This window comes from Acidisoma cellulosilyticum (assembly GCF_020621385.1).
Lineage (GTDB): Bacteria > Pseudomonadota > Alphaproteobacteria > Acetobacterales > Acetobacteraceae > Acidisoma > Acidisoma cellulosilyticum.
On sequence record NZ_JAESVA010000009.1, the window covers coordinates 161,984 to 177,353 of the forward strand.

Annotated in this window: 12 protein-coding genes; 3 read left to right on the plus strand and 9 right to left on the minus strand. The window is 63.1% G+C overall.

What is annotated here, in order from left to right; all coding sequences use genetic code 11:
- Positions 1-2 precede the first annotated feature (2 nt).
- The 9 genes from ACELLULO517_RS21710 to ACELLULO517_RS21755 form a co-directional block, all read right to left on the minus strand.
- The gene (locus ACELLULO517_RS21710) at positions 3-1,046 is read right to left on the minus strand and encodes a FecCD family ABC transporter permease (RefSeq protein ID WP_227309521.1); all 1,044 of its coding nucleotides are present in this window, start codon (positions 1,044-1,046) and stop codon (positions 3-5) included.
- Complete coding sequence (locus ACELLULO517_RS21715) at positions 1,043-2,149, minus strand: ABC transporter substrate-binding protein (RefSeq protein ID WP_227309522.1); 1,107 nt, start codon at positions 2,147-2,149, stop codon at positions 1,043-1,045. Before ACELLULO517_RS21715 ends, ACELLULO517_RS21710 begins: the two co-directional genes overlap by 4 nt.
- Positions 2,146-3,753 carry a cyclic peptide export ABC transporter gene (locus tag ACELLULO517_RS21720; protein ID WP_227309523.1) on the minus strand — a complete coding sequence of 536 codons (1,608 nt, stop codon included), beginning with the start codon at positions 3,751-3,753 and terminating at the stop codon, positions 2,146-2,148. The genes ACELLULO517_RS21715 and ACELLULO517_RS21720 overlap by 4 nt, the downstream gene beginning before the upstream one ends.
- 83 nt (positions 3,754-3,836) lie before the next feature.
- Positions 3,837-6,038: a TonB-dependent siderophore receptor gene (locus tag ACELLULO517_RS21725; RefSeq protein WP_227309524.1), complete on the minus strand. Its 2,202-nt coding sequence runs from the start codon at positions 6,036-6,038 to the stop codon at positions 3,837-3,839.
- A 230-nt stretch (positions 6,039-6,268) separates the two neighbouring features.
- Positions 6,269-7,255 carry a TonB family protein gene (locus ACELLULO517_RS28755; protein ID WP_264481605.1) on the minus strand — a complete coding sequence of 329 codons (987 nt, stop codon included), beginning with the start codon at positions 7,253-7,255 and terminating at the stop codon, positions 6,269-6,271.
- Positions 7,255-7,689, minus strand: coding sequence for a TonB system transport protein ExbD (gene exbD / locus ACELLULO517_RS21740; RefSeq protein ID WP_227309525.1), 435 nt, complete (start codon positions 7,687-7,689; stop codon positions 7,255-7,257). The genes ACELLULO517_RS28755 and exbD overlap by 1 nt, the downstream gene beginning before the upstream one ends.
- A gap of 6 nt (positions 7,690-7,695) precedes the next feature.
- Entirely contained in the window at positions 7,696-8,625 is a 930-nt protein-coding gene (gene exbB / locus ACELLULO517_RS21745) for a tonB-system energizer ExbB (RefSeq protein ID WP_227309526.1), read from the minus strand.
- 522 nt (positions 8,626-9,147) lie between these two features.
- Positions 9,148-11,121, minus strand: a complete 1,974-nt coding sequence (gene parE, locus ACELLULO517_RS21750) for a DNA topoisomerase IV subunit B (protein ID WP_227309527.1) — start codon at positions 11,119-11,121, stop codon at positions 9,148-9,150.
- Between the two features lie 91 nt (positions 11,122-11,212).
- Positions 11,213-12,358, minus strand: coding sequence for a patatin-like phospholipase family protein (locus ACELLULO517_RS21755; protein ID WP_227309528.1), 1,146 nt, complete (start codon positions 12,356-12,358; stop codon positions 11,213-11,215).
- Between the two features lie 102 nt (positions 12,359-12,460).
- Here ACELLULO517_RS21755 and ACELLULO517_RS21760 point away from each other — a divergent pair, with 102 nt between their 5' ends.
- The 3 genes from ACELLULO517_RS21760 (at position 12,461) to ACELLULO517_RS21770 (ending at position 15,127) form a co-directional block, all read left to right on the plus strand.
- Positions 12,461-13,210, plus strand: coding sequence for an acetoacetate decarboxylase (locus ACELLULO517_RS21760; RefSeq protein WP_227309529.1), 750 nt, complete (start codon positions 12,461-12,463; stop codon positions 13,208-13,210).
- A gap of 46 nt (positions 13,211-13,256) precedes the next feature.
- Complete coding sequence (locus ACELLULO517_RS21765; RefSeq protein WP_227309530.1) at positions 13,257-14,042, plus strand: 3-hydroxybutyrate dehydrogenase; 786 nt, start codon at positions 13,257-13,259, stop codon at positions 14,040-14,042.
- Between the two features lie 116 nt (positions 14,043-14,158).
- Positions 14,159-15,127, plus strand: coding sequence for an SDR family NAD(P)-dependent oxidoreductase (locus tag ACELLULO517_RS21770; RefSeq protein ID WP_227309531.1), 969 nt, complete (start codon positions 14,159-14,161; stop codon positions 15,125-15,127).
- Positions 15,128-15,370: the final 243 nt, after the last annotated feature.

Genomic DNA, 15,370 nt, shown 5'->3' on the forward strand with positions numbered 1-15,370 from the left:
CTTCAGCCCGCGCGGCGCGTGACGATGAGCGCGAAGAAAACCGGCAGGCCGATCAGCGCGGTAGTGATGCCGGTCGGCACGTCGATATCGGGCAGCACCAGCTTAGCGCCGAGTTGCGCCAGCAACAGGATCAGCGCCCCGCTGATGGCGCTGATGGGCAGGAAAATACGGTGATCCTCGCCCACCAGCAGCCGCGCGATATGCGGCCCGACCAGGCCCACGAAGCCGATGCTGCCGACGCTCGCGACCGCCGCCCCCGTCATCAGACTGACGCGCAGGAATGTGGCCAGGCGCAGACGGCGGATATCAAGCCCGAGGCTGATCGCGCGTTCCTCGCCCAGGCGCAGGGCCGTCAGTGCCGGGGCGGCGGCGAGCGACCAGGGGATGAGGATGACGCCCAGACCGAATAGCGGCCAAAGCACGGGCCAGCGCACGCCGGACAGGCTGCCCAGCATCCAGAAGGTGAGCTGCTGCAAGGCGGCCTGCGATGCCACGATCTGCAGTAGCGCGATCAAAGCGTTGAAGGTGAAGACAAGGCCGATGCCGAACAGCATCAGCGTGCGGGTGCCACCGCCGAGCGAGGACAGGCCCATCAGCACCAGCGTCGCCAGGAACGCGAGCAGGAAGGCATTGCCGGCGATGAGCCAACCACCGGGCACAAAGGGCAGGCTGATGCCGAGCACGATGGCGATGGCCGCGCCGAAGGCGGCCGCCGGGGCGATGCCGAGGGTGACGCCCTCCGCCAGCGGATTATTGAAGACCGTCTGCAATTGCGCGCCCGACAGCGCCAAAAAGGCACCAACGACGAGGGCGGCGAGCGCCTGCGGCAGGCGGATCTGCTGCACGATAATCAGTTCCACACGGCGGCTGCCGGCCATGCCGAGCGCGGCGCGCAGCACGCTGACGGGATGCAGCCCGGCCGGCCCCGCCAGCACATCGGCGATCAGCGCCAGAAAGGTGACGAGGCAAAGCAGCGTCACCGTTACGCGCCGCCGGCGTTTCAGCTGGCGGTGTTCGGCCAGAATGCTGGCAGTGGTCGCGCTCATGCCGCCTCCTCGGCGATCCACAGCGTGCCGGTGAGATTCCTGTGCAGGAATTCGTCGCGGACCTGATCGAGGCTGGCATTCGCGTCGATGCCGGCGCGTTTCGCGAGATCGGGGTGGAACCAGCCCGCCATGGCCTCGATCGCCAGGACATTGAGGGGCGATCCGTTGAGGAAGTTCCATAGGGCGAAATTGCGATGCGCCTGGACTGCCGGAATGCTGGCGATATCGGGGGCGGCAAGGGTGCGTGCGAGGGTCGCTTGCGCTGTCTTCTCATCGATGCCGAAGCCGATGGTGACGCCGGTCTTCTGGTCAGGGTTGGCGAGCCCCGTCGCGATATAGAAATGCGGATCGGCGCTGAGCACGAATTCCAGCGACAGCGCGCCGCCGAAAGCGCCGGGCATATGGCCGGCTTCGATATTCTTGCCCCCGGCAAGCGGAATATATTGGCCGAAGCCCGCACCGCCCGCCACCCAGCAGCAGGCCGTGATGCCGGGATAGACTTGCAGCATGACGCTTTCGGGATGCGCGGTCAGGTCCGCATTGCGGATTGTCCTCAGGTGCTCAGCGTGAAACCGCGCATAGGCTTGGCCCGCCGCCGGTTGTCCCAGCAAGGCGCCCAGAAGCTCCATGCTGGCACTGGTATGGGCGATGGGATCGACGAAAAGATCGACGAAAGCGACCGGCACACCCATGGCCGTGAATTGCGCGACCGCGCCCTGGGTCGTGCCTTTCTGCCAGAGGCTGAGAATGACGAGATCGGGCTGGGTTTCCAGCGCGGTTTCCATATAGCCCGAGCCGAATTGGGTGATCAGCGGGATCGCGTCGTAATGCGGATAAAGGGTTTTGAGTTGTGAGAAATACTCTTGATCATAGCGCTTCACGAAACTGTCCATCAGCACGATGCGCTGGTCGATATCAGGGTCGACCAGGCTCAGCGCGGTGAACAGCAAGCTGTCGCCAAGCAGGATACGGCGCGGCGCCTTCGCCAAGGTCACCCGATTGCCGGCAATGTCGGTCACTGTCAGCGGATAGGGGCTGGCGGCCAGCGCAGGTGTCGCGAGTATGGCTGCAAGACCGCCGAGAAAGGCGCGGCGGCTTGTCATGCGCCGACACTCTCGATTATGCGCCCATTCTCCATCGTGATCAGCCGGTTCGCGACATGGAAATAGCGGTCGTCATGGGAGATGACGATGACGGTCGCCCCCTGTGCCGCGAGTTCCGGCAGAATTTCGGTATAGAAGGTGCGGCGGAAGCTGGGGTCTTGATCGGCGGCCCATTCGTCGAAGACCATGATCGGGCGTTTGGTGAAGATCGCCTGCACCAAAGCCAGACGCTTGCGCTGGCCGGTGGACAGGTCGGTGGTTGTGAAGACACCGTCCTTGACCGAGACTTTGTGCGCGAGGTCCAGCCGTTCCAGCCAGCGGTTCAGCGCTGCCCCCTGCATCGGCGGCGGCCCGTCCTCGAACAGGTGGAAGTCGGAGAAGATGGTGTGGAAAAGCTGGCGGTATTCGTCGCGGGTTTCATGCGTCACCGGCACGCCGTCAACCAGAATCTGTCCCTGATCCGGTTCCATCAGACCCAGTAGCAGTTTGATGAGCGAGGTTTTACCGGAGCCGTTTTCGCCGACGATGAAGACGATCTCCCCGCGTTGCAGGGAGAGGTTGACGGGACCGACCGAAAAGGGCGCCGCGCCCGCGACCTTGGGATAGTCGAAGCCCATGCCGTCCAGCGTGATGCGGGCGGGGACGGCGACCGTCTCATCCTGCTCCTGCGTCAGTGACACATTGGGTTCGAAACTCGTGAAACGGGCGGACAGATCGGCGATGCGGCGGATAGCGACCTGTGCGCGGCCCAGCACCGGCAGGTTATGCATCATCTGGTCGATCGGGCCTTTCATGAACAGAAGCACCAGGATGAAGCTGGTCATGCGGTCGCGCGGCAGCATGGCAGGATGCGTCAGCACCAAAGTCACGAAGGCAAACAGCAGCAGCGTGCCGAGCGCATTGGCGCCGACGAAAAAGGCGATGGCGCGACCAGTGACTTTTCGGACCTCCTGCGCGGCCGGCACGACCTCACGCTGAAAGATGCGGGAGCGGCGACGGCGATCAAGGCGGAGTTCGCGGGCGCCGTCGATAATGGTGCGGTAATGCCCGTGCAAGCGGTCTTCCGCCGCCCGTCCGGCCCAGAAACCCTTGATGCCGCGGCTGCGCGCGCGGAACTGGATGAAGCCGCCGATCAGCAGAATGGGTAGCAGCCAAAGGAATAGCGGCAGCGAGAGAAAGGCGAGATAGATCAGGCAGCCGATGGTGATGCCGGCCGCGACCGATATGGCGCCGAGCGCGAAGGCGAGATCGCTGATCATATCGACGTCACCGCCCAGGATCGGCAGCAGGCCCTGCCGGCCGAGCTTTTCGAGGGCTGCCAGCGGCGCCGTCAGCATGCGGCGCGCGAGATCGATGCGCACCGCCGCCGTGATCTTTTGCCCGGTCATATTCGTCAGGATATCGGACAGACCGGAACCGGAGGCAGAGAGCAAGGCGAGCGCCATGAAACCTGTTGCCGCGTCGGGTCCGAAATGCAGGCGGCCGTTCAGCACCTGGCCGATGACGGCGAGCAGGAAGACCGTGCCCAAACTGCCGGCGATGCCGCAGAGCGTTGATGCCGCAAGAAGTGGCAAAACAGGACGAAGCGGCAGATGACGCAGCATGACAATACTCTCAGTCAGAAACGGCGAAAGGCGGGGAAGGAAACCTTCCCCGCCCGGTCCCGCCGGAAAATAGATGCGACCGCTTACCAGTGATAGGCGAGCGTCGCATAGACGGCACGGCCGGCACCATAATAGCAGGCGATGGAACTGGTGCAGTTCGCGAGATACTGCGTATTGGCGATATTGCTGGCGTTGAGCTGGATATCCAGCCCGCTCATGCTCGGGCTGATATTGCCGAGATCGTAATCCATGGCGAGATCGACCAGGGCGACGGGATCGACCTGATACTGCTGGGCGGTATCACCATAGACCGAACCACGATAGCGGAAGCCTGCACCCAAGCCCAAGCCGCGGGCGAAGGAGTTTTGCAGCTTGTAATGCGCCCAGAGGTTGACGGCATGCATCGGCACCAGCGGCAGAAGGTCGCCGACATTGCCGGCATTGCTCTTGGTGACGACAGCATCCGTATAAGTATAGGCGGCGTCTAGGTCAAAGCCAGGGGCGGGACTGACCTTGGCTTCCAGCTCAAGACCCTGCGACCGCGCCTGGCCGGTCTGAACGTCGAACAGCGTGCTGGCCGGATCAGGTGTCAGGACGTTGTTCTCGGTCAGGTCAAACAGGGCGGCGGTAAAGAGCGCGTTCCAGCCCGGCGGCTTGTATTTCAGGCCCAGTTCATACTGGCGGCTGGTGATGGGCTGGTAGGGCGTGCCTTCCGCATCCGTGCCGCTGGTCGGCAGGAAGCTGGTCGAATAGCTGACATAGGGCGCGATGCCGTTATTGAAGAGATAAAGCAGGCCAGCGCGGTAGGTCCAGGCGCTGTCATTCTGCGTCGTGCTGGTACCGCCGATCTTGGCATAGGTATCGGTCGAGGCATTGTCGTGCCGCACGCCGGCGAGAAGGCGGAAGCCCAGCCAGGAGATTTCATCCTGCAGGTATTCGCCGATCTGATTGACCGTCTGGATATCGGATTCATAGGTCGAGAGTGTCGTCGCACCGGACGTGTAGACAGGCGCGAAGATATCGATCGAAGGCGCGGTACCCGCACCGTAGGAGAAGTCGTTCGACGTATGGCTGTAGTCGATGCCGAACAGCACCTTGTGGCGCAGCGGGCCGGTGGTGAAATCGGCTTCCAGGTGGTTGTCGAGCTTGATGGTATTGATATTGACATGTTCCGCGAAGGTTGCGCGGTCCAGCGTCTTGTCATCCGATTCCAGCGCGGTGCCGTAGGTTTCCTGGCTGTCGCCGGTAATATGATTGTATCGGAGATTCTGGCTGAATTTCAGCCAGTCGTTGAAGCGATGCTCCAGCTCATAGCCGATCGCGACCTGATCCATGTTGAACTGGTCGAAGTCTTTCTCACCCGTGAAGGTGCTGGATGAGATGGTGCCGTTCGGGTTGTAGGTCTGTGTGCCGGCTTGCGGAAAGCCTTGATCCGTCCAGCCCGGTTCGCGCACGCGCAGATAATTGGCCAGGATCGTCACCTGCGTATCGGCATCCGGTTTGATGGTGATGCTGGGCGCAATGTACTGGCGGTTGTTTTCGGTGTAATTGACCTGCGTGTCCGACTGCCGATCCATGCCGACGATGCGGTATTCGACCTTGCCGTCCGTGCCTTCGACCGGGCCGGACATATCGAAGCCGAACTGCTTCGAATTGTGGCTGCCGTATTGGAACTCCACTTCATGCTGCGGCGTATCGGTCGGGCGCTTGGAAATGGCGTTGACCAGTCCGCCCGGCTCGTTCTGACCGTAGAGCATGGAGGAGGGGCCTTTCAGCACTTCCAGACGCTCCAGCCCGTATGGCTCGATATTATAGGTCCAAAGCCCGTTATCGCTTTTCAGACCGTCGATATAGATGCTGTCATAGCCGTTGAAGCCACGAATCTGCAGGAAGTCGCCGCGGGCGCCGTCACCATAGATTTCGGACGAAACGCCCGGCGTGTAGCGCAGGGCCTGGGAAATGCTCTTGGGCTGCTGCTGCCTCAACTGATCGGCGGTGACAACGTTGATCGCCTGCGGCGTCTGCACGATCGGCGTATCCGTTTTGGTCGCGGTATCGCTGCGCGTCGCGACATAGCCGATGCCGGGACCGGTCGGGCTTTGCTTGCCGTCACCTGCCTTGCCCTGGACGGTCAGCGGTTTCAGCACCGTATCCGTGGTCGTTGATTGCGCATGGGCCGCGACGGCAACGGCGAGCGGAGTCAGGCAGGCGCTGACCATGAGCGCCGTAACAAGCGCGCGTCGGCGCTGCGGCTGAGATCGTGCAGCAGGATGGGCGAAGGGCATGGATTGTCCCGGTCTCGGCAAACGAGATTAAAATGAGAATGCGAACTATTCGCATTAATACCGAAGCGTTTACGCTGCCCATGAACCATGAGCAACGGGGCGTCATGGCTTTAGGATAATTTTGTCGTAATGCTGATGCTCAAATGCCACATATACATATCGATAAAGTAACAAATATAAATGACGATGGCGCTACGGTGAGCGGATCCTGAAAGAAAATCGAAAATTATTCAGTTCTGATCGAGAGAGAATTGCAGCGGCAGCGTGAGCGTGATGGGATCGCCCGGCACGCTGTCGGGTGGTGGCGGCAAAGGCGACGCGCGATGTAATGTCGCGATGGCGGCGGTATCGAGATCGGCATGGCCCGAACTCCGCACCAGCACGGCTGAGGTGACGAGGCCCGTGCGGGTGAAGGTGAAACGCACGATGCTCATGCCCTGCCAACCATTGTCCTGCGCGTCGCTCGGATAGCTTTTATACTGTGCGATATGCGCCAGCAGGCGGCTTTGCCAGTCCTGCTTGGTCAATCCGGGTGACGCCGATTGCCGCGCCGGCGCCGGTGTATCGGCATCGCTGGCGGAAGGTGTGGAAGGCGCCGGGGCCGCGACGGTCTTGGGCGTCTGCGTGACCTGTGTGGCGGGCGGCGGCGGGGCCGACATCGCTTTATGCAGGACGCGCAATTTTTTCCGCGGCAGTTGCGGTGCCACGGGTGGCGGTGGTGGCGGCATGGGCAAGGACGCATCCGATTCCGCGACCGGCAGGTCGAGCGGGGGTGGCGGCTGCACCACGGGCGGCGTGATCGGCGGCGGTGGTGTCTGCACCTTCGGCAAAGGCTGTGGTGGTGTCGGCGCGGGAGGCGTCGGGGCCAGTGGTGTTACGGGCCGCACCGGCGTCGGCACTTTCGGTGGTGGCGTGGGTACGGTTTTGGCGACCTGCGGCGCCGGCTGCGGTTTGGCGGCGGGTGCCGGTGTCGGCGGTGCCGAAGGGGCGGGCGGCGCCGGCAGGGGGGTCAGATCAATCATCACGGCCGGCGGCAGCGGCACTTCACCCTGGGTTTTCGGGTGATGGTTCAATTCAAGGAAGAAGGCGAGATGACCGGCGACGACGAGGCCGAGGCAGGTTCCCCAGAGTGCCGCGCGCCGCAGGCCTGTGCGCGGCCGGTCGCACAGGAACTCGGCATCGGCCGGCCAGGCAAACGGGGGAGCGTTCGGCGCCATTACTGCGGCTGATCCGCTTGATCGGATTGCTGGGCGACCAGACCGATCTTCAGATATCCGCCGTGCTGTAACCTATCCATGGTCTGCATCAGCATGCCGTAAGGCACTGTCTTATCGGCGCGCAGGAACAGGCGCTGTGTATGATCGCCCTGGGTTTCATGATCCAGTGCGGCGATCATCTTCTCGGCCGGCACCGTCGTATCATTGACCGCGACATCGCCGTTCGCTTCGATCGTCAGGAATAGCGGCTTCTCGGGGCGCGGCGCTGCCTTCAGGCTGGCGGTTGGCAATTCAACCGGCACGTCGACCGTCGCAAGCGGTGCTGCCACCATGAAGATGATGAGCAGCACAAGCATGACGTCGATAAAGGGCGTGACGTTGATATCATGCTGTTCGGCAAGGTCGTCGCCGTCATCATTCATATGAAAGGCCATGGCGAGTTATTCCGCCGCCATGGGGCGTGTGCGGCCGACGACCGCCGAGCCGCGGTCAAGCGTGCGGCTGGTGTGACGCAGCACGATCTCGCCGAGATCGCCGAGGCCGTGACGATAGGCGCCGACCCAGCGCGCGAAAATATTATAGATGACAACGGCCGGAATGGCCGCGACCAGACCGGCGGCGGTCGCCAGCAGCGCCTCGGCGATACCGGGTGCCACGACGGCCAGATTGGTCGTGTGCAGCTTCGCGATGCCGACGAAGCTGTTCATGATGCCCCAGACGGTGCCGAAGAGCCCGACAAAGGGGCTGACGGCGCCGATGGTGGCCAGAATGCCGGTGCCGCGCTGAATGTGGCGGGCCAGTCGCATTTCCAGCCGGCGGAGGCGGCTGTCCAGACGTTCCTTCGTACCCTCGACCGCCGTGCCTTCGGACGCCGCGAGTTCGGCGCTGACGGCATGGCGCATCAACCGGAGCGCGCGCGGCAGGTCAGCGGTCCCGTCCGGCGCGTCGCTTTCGGCCAGGCGCAGGCCACGGCCCACACCCCGGCAGGCCTGCCAGAGTTCGATCCCCTTGGCGAGCAGCATGGTCCAAGTGACGATGGAGGCCAGGAACAGCAGCAGCAGCACGCCCTTCACGATGCGGTCGGCATGGCGGACCAATGCCTTGACCGAAAGATCGGCGGGCACCGTGGCGGCTTCGGGTGTCGCGGCGGCGGTCGGATCGGTCGTGCCGGTGGTAGCGGGCGCTGCCGTCGCTGCCGGAGCGGCGTTCGTCGCGGGTGCCGTGGCGGTCGCCGGAACCACATTTGCCGGCGCTGCGGCAGCGGCCGGGGTCGCTGCCGATTGCGCCCAGGACAGCGCCGGCTGCGCCAGCGTCAGGCCCAGCGCCAGGGATAAAGCGGCAGCAGCGCGGCAGGCGAGACGTCGGGTCACAGCGATCTCCATCGGCATAGCGGGCGAGCGACAAGCCAAGGTCGATCGCGTCGATAGGTTGTTTGAATGAGAATGATTATCAGAATCAATAGCGGTTAGCGGGTGTCGAATGCAACCCTGCTCATCGGTTGATTGAGCATCATCGGCCCGTCGCTTCAGGCGCGTCTTTTATAGGATAGGGGGGGGTAAGGGGCCTGCGGCCGCAGGCCCCTTACCTTTCAGGAAAAAAGAAGCGGCTGGGGCCGGGGCATCTCGGCGCTATTCTCGCCGTCAGCACGGCGCAAGGGCGCGATGCGGACTTTTACCATGTGCGACTGGCGCAGATGCCGAGCCTGTCGCATCTCACGATCGAGGTGAATTCTCACGATTGATGTGGCGCCATTCTTTTAGCAGTCGCCCGCGGGCTGGTCCCGCGGGTCTACCCGTCGAGGCGCCCGGACGCCCTCATGGCGCCGTAACGGGTAGGCCCGCGCAACACGTGCGCGGGTGACAAAGACAGAGCGGCTGACAGAGACAGAAAAATCAAACGTCCAGATCGGCATCCGTCACGCTGCGGGCACGGTCCTGAATGAACTGGAAGCGCAGTTCCGGCCGCCGGCCCATCAGGTTTTCGACCATGGTATTGGTCTCGGCCCTTGTCTCGGGCGCCGCGATGACCTTCAGCAGCGTGCGCTTCTTGGGGTCCATCGTCGTGTCCTTCAGCGTCGCGGGCGGCATTTCGCCCAGACCCTTGAAGCGGCTGACCTCAACCTTGGCCGTCCCCTTGAAGGCCGATTTGCTGAGCTTCGCCATCTCGGCGTCGTTCATCGCATAGACGGATTTCGCACCCTGGGTCATGCGGTACAGCGGCGGCTGGGCCAGATAGATATGCCCCTGGCGCACCAGCTCCGGCAGTTCCCGATAGAAGAAGGTCATCAGCAGGCTGGCGATATGCGCGCCGTCGACATCCGCATCCGTCATGATGATGATGCGGCCGTAGCGCAGGCGCTTGATGTCGAACTTGTCGCCGACCCCGGTGCCGATGGCCTCGATGAGGTCCTTCAGCTCCTGATTCTGGCGCAGCTTGTCGGCCGAGGCGCTGGCGACGTTAAGGATTTTGCCGCGCAACGGCAGCACGGCCTGCGTCTCCCGGTTGCGCGCCTGTTTGGCGGAGCCGCCGGCGCTGTCGCCTTCGACCAGGAAAATCTCCGTCTCGGCGGCATTCTCCCGTGTGCAATCCGTCAGCTTGCCGGGCAGGCGCAGCCGGCGGGTCGCGGATTTGCGCGGCGTATCCTTCTCCTCACGCCGGCGGATGCGTTCCTCGGCGCGTTCGATGGCGAAGGAGAGCAGATTGTCGGCGGAGGTCGGGTCACCGGCCAGGAAATGGTCGAAGCGGTCCCGCAAAGCGGCTTCCACCAGGCGCGTCGCGTCGCCGTTGGTCAGCTTCTCCTTGGTCTGGCCCTGGAATTGCGGCTCCCGGATGAACACCGAGAGCTTCGCCGCCATGGGCGTCAGCACGTCTTCCGCCGTCAGCTGGGCCGCGCGCTTATTGCCGCGATGGTCGCCCCAGGCACGCAGGCCCTTGAGCAGCGCCGAGCGCAGCCCGGCCTCATGCGTGCCGCCGAGCGGCGTCGGGACCGTATTACAATAGCTGTGCAGAAAACCGCCGCCGCTGCCTTCCAGCCAAAGGGCCGCCCATTCCACGCGGCCTGCGCCATTGGGGAAATCGGCGTCCCCGGCCCAGGGCATCGGCAGGACGCGCCCGGTCTCCCCCACATCCTCCTCAAGACTGTCGCGCAGACCGCCGGGGAAATGCAGCACGGCTTCGGCCGGAATATCGGACTGGCCGGAGAGCAGTGACGGGTCGCAGCTCCAACGGATTTCGACACCGCGAAACAGATAGGCTTTGGAGCGGCAGAGCCGGTACAGCCGCGCCGGGCTGAAGGTCAGGCTGGTGCCGAAGATCGCGGGGTCAGGGCGGAAACGCACCGTGGTGCCGCGCCGGTTATGAATCGGGCCGGCGTCGATCAGCGTGGTGGTCGGCTTGCCCTGAACATAGCTCTGCTTCCACAGCCGCTTTTCGCGGGCGACCTCGACCTCGAACAGATCGGACAGCGCATTGACGACCGAGCTACCGACGCCGTGCAGACCACCGGAAGTCGCATAGGCCTTGCCGGCGAATTTGCCGCCCGAATGCAGCGTCGTGAGGATGACCTCAAGCGCGCTTTTATCCTTGAACTTGGGATGCGGGTCGACCGGAATGCCGCGACCATTGTCACGCACCGTCAGCACATTGCCGGGGGCGAGGTTCATTTCGATGAAGCTGGCATGGCCGGCGACGGCCTCGTCCATCGAATTGTCGAGGATTTCGGCCGCCAGATGATGGAAAGCGTTGTCGTCGGTGCCGCCGATATACATGCCGGGCCGGCGCCGGACAGGCTCCAACCCTTCCAGAACCTCGATGTCTTTCGCTGAATAGGCCGCCTCGGCCGAGCCCGCGCCGAAGAGGTCGTTCATGTCTTGTTCCCGTTCATGAGGGGCAAGATAGGCGCTGCCGCCAGACCAGGGCAAGACATGCCGATGCGGCGCTTGGCCGGTATGTGACCCATCAACTCAGGTCTCGGTTGATGTCGTGGCTGACGATGCCGGCTTCGCTGGGGATTCGCAGCCAGTCCTTCTGCGCCAAGGTCTGCTGCGTCGCGCGGTATCCGCGGTTCCAATGGTCCAGCATGGACCGCCGGCTGAACTCGTAATCCCGCGACTCGCCCTCATAGACCGCATGTTCATAGATCAGTTCCAGCACGGAGAGCCGGGGCAAGTTGGCGAGCCGTCGGCGTTCGGCCCGATCCTCAGGCGTAAGCTGCGCCTCCGGCATCCGGTCGAGCAGGTCCCGCAGGCGGTTCTTCAGCGCAAATTCGCGCTTGAAGAAGTCCGTCACCAGCCGGGTGCGGCTGGAATAGCCGATTTCCTTCTGCCTTAGCCCAACATCGCGCAGCGTGCGCGGAATGGGGCCGCGCGCGCTGAACAGGTCGACCTGAAACACCAAGGCGCTGCAGCTCTCGATATTGATCAGCAGATGCATCAGCGGCGTGTTGGAGATCAGCGCCCCGTCCCAGAAATACTCCATCCCGATCTCGACCATGGGGAAGCCGGGCGGCAAGGCGCCGCTGGCCATGATGTGCTCGGGTCCCAGTGTCATCGTGGCATTGTCGAAATAGGCGAAATTGCCGGTCTCGACATTGACGGCGCCGACCGCGCAGCGTGTCTCGCCGCTGTTCAGCCGGTCGAAATCGACGAAACGCAGCAGCGTGTCCCGCAGCGGGGCCGTGTCATAGAAGGCCGTGGCCTGCGCGCTGCCGGGCAGGCTGAACATCGGGCCGGGAAAATTGGGTTTGAAGAAGCCGGGCTGACCGAGCAGCAGGGCGCCGAGGGCGGCGGCCTCATTCTCGAAGCGGCGCGGCAGGTCGCCGTCGATAAAGGGCAAGGACGGGCGCTCGGGCGTGATCAACTCCCAAAAGGCACGCAGGCGCGGCAGGCGGTCCTGCGGCGCATTGCCGGCGATGATCGCCGAATTGATGGCGCCGATGGAGACGCCGCAGAGCCAGTTGGGGGCGATCCCGGCCTCGTCCATCGCCTGGAAGACCCCGCCCTGATAGGCACCGAGCGCGCCGCCGCCTTGCAGGATGAGGGCGACGTGATGGGGCAAACCAGGCCGGTCAGGTCCGGATGATTCAAAGGGGGGCGTCGCATCCATGGACAATCTCCCGGCACAAAGGGCGGCTCTCAGCGCAATGATCACTGGACAGGCGCGCCAGCGTGATCAAGCTTTCTTTCCGAATGAGATAAGGACAATTGGATGAACCGCGACGATGTTCTCGGCATGACGTCCATGCCCTTCGCGAGCCCGAGCTACCCGAAGGGACCGTTCCGCTTCTATGACCGGGAATATCTGCTGATCCATTATGAGACGGATATGGAGGTCATCCGCCGGCTGCTGCCCGAGCCGCTGGAGCCGGACGGCAATCACGTCTTCTACGAATGGATGAAAATGCCGGATTCGACGGGCTTCGGCAGCTATCAGGAAAGCGGCTGCGGCATTGCGGCGAAATTCAACGGCGAGCCCTGCAATTTCACGCTGCAAATGTATCTGGATGATGAGCCGCCGACGACTGCCGGTCGTGAGATCTGGGGTTTTCCCAAGAAATACGGCCTGCCCGAGCTTCGCCCGATCCATGACACGCTGACCGGCACGCTGCGCTATGACGATATCCGTGTCGCCATGGGGACGATGACCTATAAGGAATACAACCTCGTCCATGGCGATGAGGACCGGCTGCGCGTCATCGGGCAGCTCGGCAAGCTCGGCGTGAACCTGAAATTCATCCCCGACGTCGACGGCAGCCCCAAGGTCGCGCAACTCGTCGGCTATAATATGAGCGATATCGAGCTGAAATTCGCCTTCGGCGGGGAGGCGCGGCTGGATCTGGTGCCGCATGTCAATGCGCGGGTCGCGGATTTGCCGGTGCGGAAGATCCTCTATGGTCAGCATATCAAGGCCGACATGACGCTGCCTTACGGGCGCGTCCTGCATGACTATCTCGCTTGAGGGTCAGAGTGCTGGCCTGAGAGAGACGGAAGAGGAGGAAAGAAAAATGAGTCTGGCAGGTAAGGTGGCGCTGGTCACCGGTTCCACGAGCGGCATCGGTCTGGGCGTCGCCCAGGCTTTCGCGGCCGAGGGCGCGGATATCGTCATCAACGGTTTCGGCAAGCCTGAGGATATCGAGCGCGAGCGCGCGGCCATCGCGGCCGATTTCGGCGTGCGCGTGATCTATTCCGGTGCCGATCTCAGCTCTGGCGCGGGTGTGCGGCAGCTGGTGGCGGATGCCGAGGCAGGGTTCGGCCGCGTTGATATCCTGGTCAATAACGCCGGCATCCAGTTCGTGGCCGATATCGTCGATTTCCCGGAGGATCGCTGGGACGCGATCATCGCCATCAACCTCTCCTCCGCCTTTCATGGTATCAAGGCGGCCGCACCCGGCATGAAGGCGCGCGGCTGGGGGCGCATCATCAATATCGCCTCTGCCCATGGTCTGGTCGCGAGCGCCCAGAAATCGGCCTATGTCGCGGCCAAGCATGGCATCGTCGGGCTGACCAAGGTGGCTGGCATCGAACTCGCCAATAGCGGCGTCACCTGCAATGCGATCTGTCCGGGCTGGGTGCTGACGCCGCTGGTCGAGGCGCAGCTGCATACCCGCGCCGAGAAGAACGGCACCAGTTTCGAGCATGAGAAAGAGGCGCTGGTGAGCGAGAAACAGCCGATGAAGCAGTTCTCGACGCCGGCGCAGATCGGCGCGCTGGCCGTGTTTCTGTGTTCGGACGGTGCGGCGACCATCACCGGCGCACCGCTCTCCATCGACGGCGGCTGGGTCGCGCAATAAGGCTTCCCGTAGCGCGGCCCCATAGAAAGGCCGCAAATCAGGCCAAGATCAGAGCTTCCACCCGGGGGCTCCGCTTCCGCGGGGCCCTTTTTTGTCTGCAGCTTGGATCTGACCTCATGACCGTTCTTGTTACCGGCGCGGCCGGCTTCATCGGCTATCATGTCTGCGAGGCGCTGCTGGCGCGGGGCGAGACGGTGATCGGCGTCGATGAGATCAATGCCTATTACGACCCGGCGCTGAAGCACGCGCGTCTGGCGCGGCTGGAGGGCAGGGAAGGCTTCCGCTTCGTCAAGCTCAGCATCGCCGATCGCGCGGCGGTGGAAGCGCTGATGGCAGGCGCGCCGGAGATCGACCGCATCGTCCATCTGGCGGCCCAGGCCGGGGTGCGGTTTTCGATGCTCGACCCTTACGCCTATGTCACCGCCAATCTGCTCGGGCATGTCGTGATGCTGGAAGCGGCAAGGCATCGGGAAGGCTTGAAGCATTTCGTCTATGCCAGCTCTTCCTCGGTCTATGGCGGCAATACCAAGATGCCCTTCTCGGAGGAGGATCGGGTCGATCTGCCGGTCTCGCTCTATGGCGCGACCAAGCGGGCGGATGAGCTGATGAGCCATTCCTACAGCCATCTCTATGGTCTGAAGCAGAGCGGGCTGCGCTTCTTCACGGTCTATGGCCCTTGGGGGCGGCCGGATATGGCCTATTTTTCCTTCGCCCAGGCGATCACGCAGGGCAAGCCGATCACCCTCTATGACAATGGCACGCTGCGGCGGGACTTCACCTATATCGACGATATCGTGGCCGGCATTCTGGGCGTGCTGGACCGGCCGCCGGCGGGGGATGCGCCGCGCCTGCTCAATATCGGGAATAATCAAAGCGAAACCGTCAGCAAGCTGGTCTCCCTGCTCGAAGAGGGGCTGGGCCGGAAGGCTGTCGTCATCGATCAGCCGAGGCCGGCGGCTGACGTGACGGATACCTTTGCCGATATTTCCGAGATCCGCGCGCTGACCGGATTTAGCCCGACGACGCCGTTGGAGCTTGGGATTCCGCGCTTTATCGACTGGTATAAGGGCTGGAACGGGCGCTGAGCCTCAGGCAGTTCCTGAGGTTTTTGCATGTCTAGGGGGTCGATTCCCATATTTGTGCATGGGTTGCATGCGACAGGGAAAAACCGGTCGCCCGTCGTCTCCGAGGCCTCACAATCGACCTACATAATTGATTTTGTTGAATTATTCTTTCTTTTCTTAGTTTGTCATTGTTTTGAAATTGGGTGTTGACGGGTGTTGGGGTGGGGCGTAAAAGCCCGTTCACCGACGCGGTGCGGGGTTGAA

What these genes read in the sequence shown, in the direction of transcription:
- ACELLULO517_RS21770 (WP_227309531.1), top strand. Translation starts at nt 14,159, where the DNA reads ATGACCGTTCTTGTTACCGGCGCGGCCGGCTTCATCGGCTATCATGTC.
- exbD (WP_227309525.1), bottom strand. Translation starts at nt 7,689, where the DNA reads ATGGCCTTTCATATGAATGATGACGGCGACGACCTTGCCGAACAGCAT.
- ACELLULO517_RS21715 (WP_227309522.1), bottom strand. Translation starts at nt 2,149, where the DNA reads ATGACAAGCCGCCGCGCCTTTCTCGGCGGTCTTGCAGCCATACTCGCG.
- ACELLULO517_RS21720 (WP_227309523.1), bottom strand. Translation starts at nt 3,753, where the DNA reads ATGCTGCGTCATCTGCCGCTTCGTCCTGTTTTGCCACTTCTTGCGGCA.
- ACELLULO517_RS21725 (WP_227309524.1), bottom strand. Translation starts at nt 6,038, where the DNA reads ATGCCCTTCGCCCATCCTGCTGCACGATCTCAGCCGCAGCGCCGACGC.
- parE (WP_227309527.1), bottom strand. Translation starts at nt 11,121, where the DNA reads ATGAACGACCTCTTCGGCGCGGGCTCGGCCGAGGCGGCCTATTCAGCG.
- ACELLULO517_RS28755 (WP_264481605.1), bottom strand. Translation starts at nt 7,255, where the DNA reads ATGGCGCCGAACGCTCCCCCGTTTGCCTGGCCGGCCGATGCCGAGTTC.
- ACELLULO517_RS21765 (WP_227309530.1), top strand. Translation starts at nt 13,257, where the DNA reads ATGAGTCTGGCAGGTAAGGTGGCGCTGGTCACCGGTTCCACGAGCGGC.
- ACELLULO517_RS21760 (WP_227309529.1), top strand. Translation starts at nt 12,461, where the DNA reads ATGAACCGCGACGATGTTCTCGGCATGACGTCCATGCCCTTCGCGAGC.
- ACELLULO517_RS21755 (WP_227309528.1), bottom strand. Translation starts at nt 12,358, where the DNA reads ATGGATGCGACGCCCCCCTTTGAATCATCCGGACCTGACCGGCCTGGT.
- ACELLULO517_RS21710 (WP_227309521.1), bottom strand. Translation starts at nt 1,046, where the DNA reads ATGAGCGCGACCACTGCCAGCATTCTGGCCGAACACCGCCAGCTGAAA.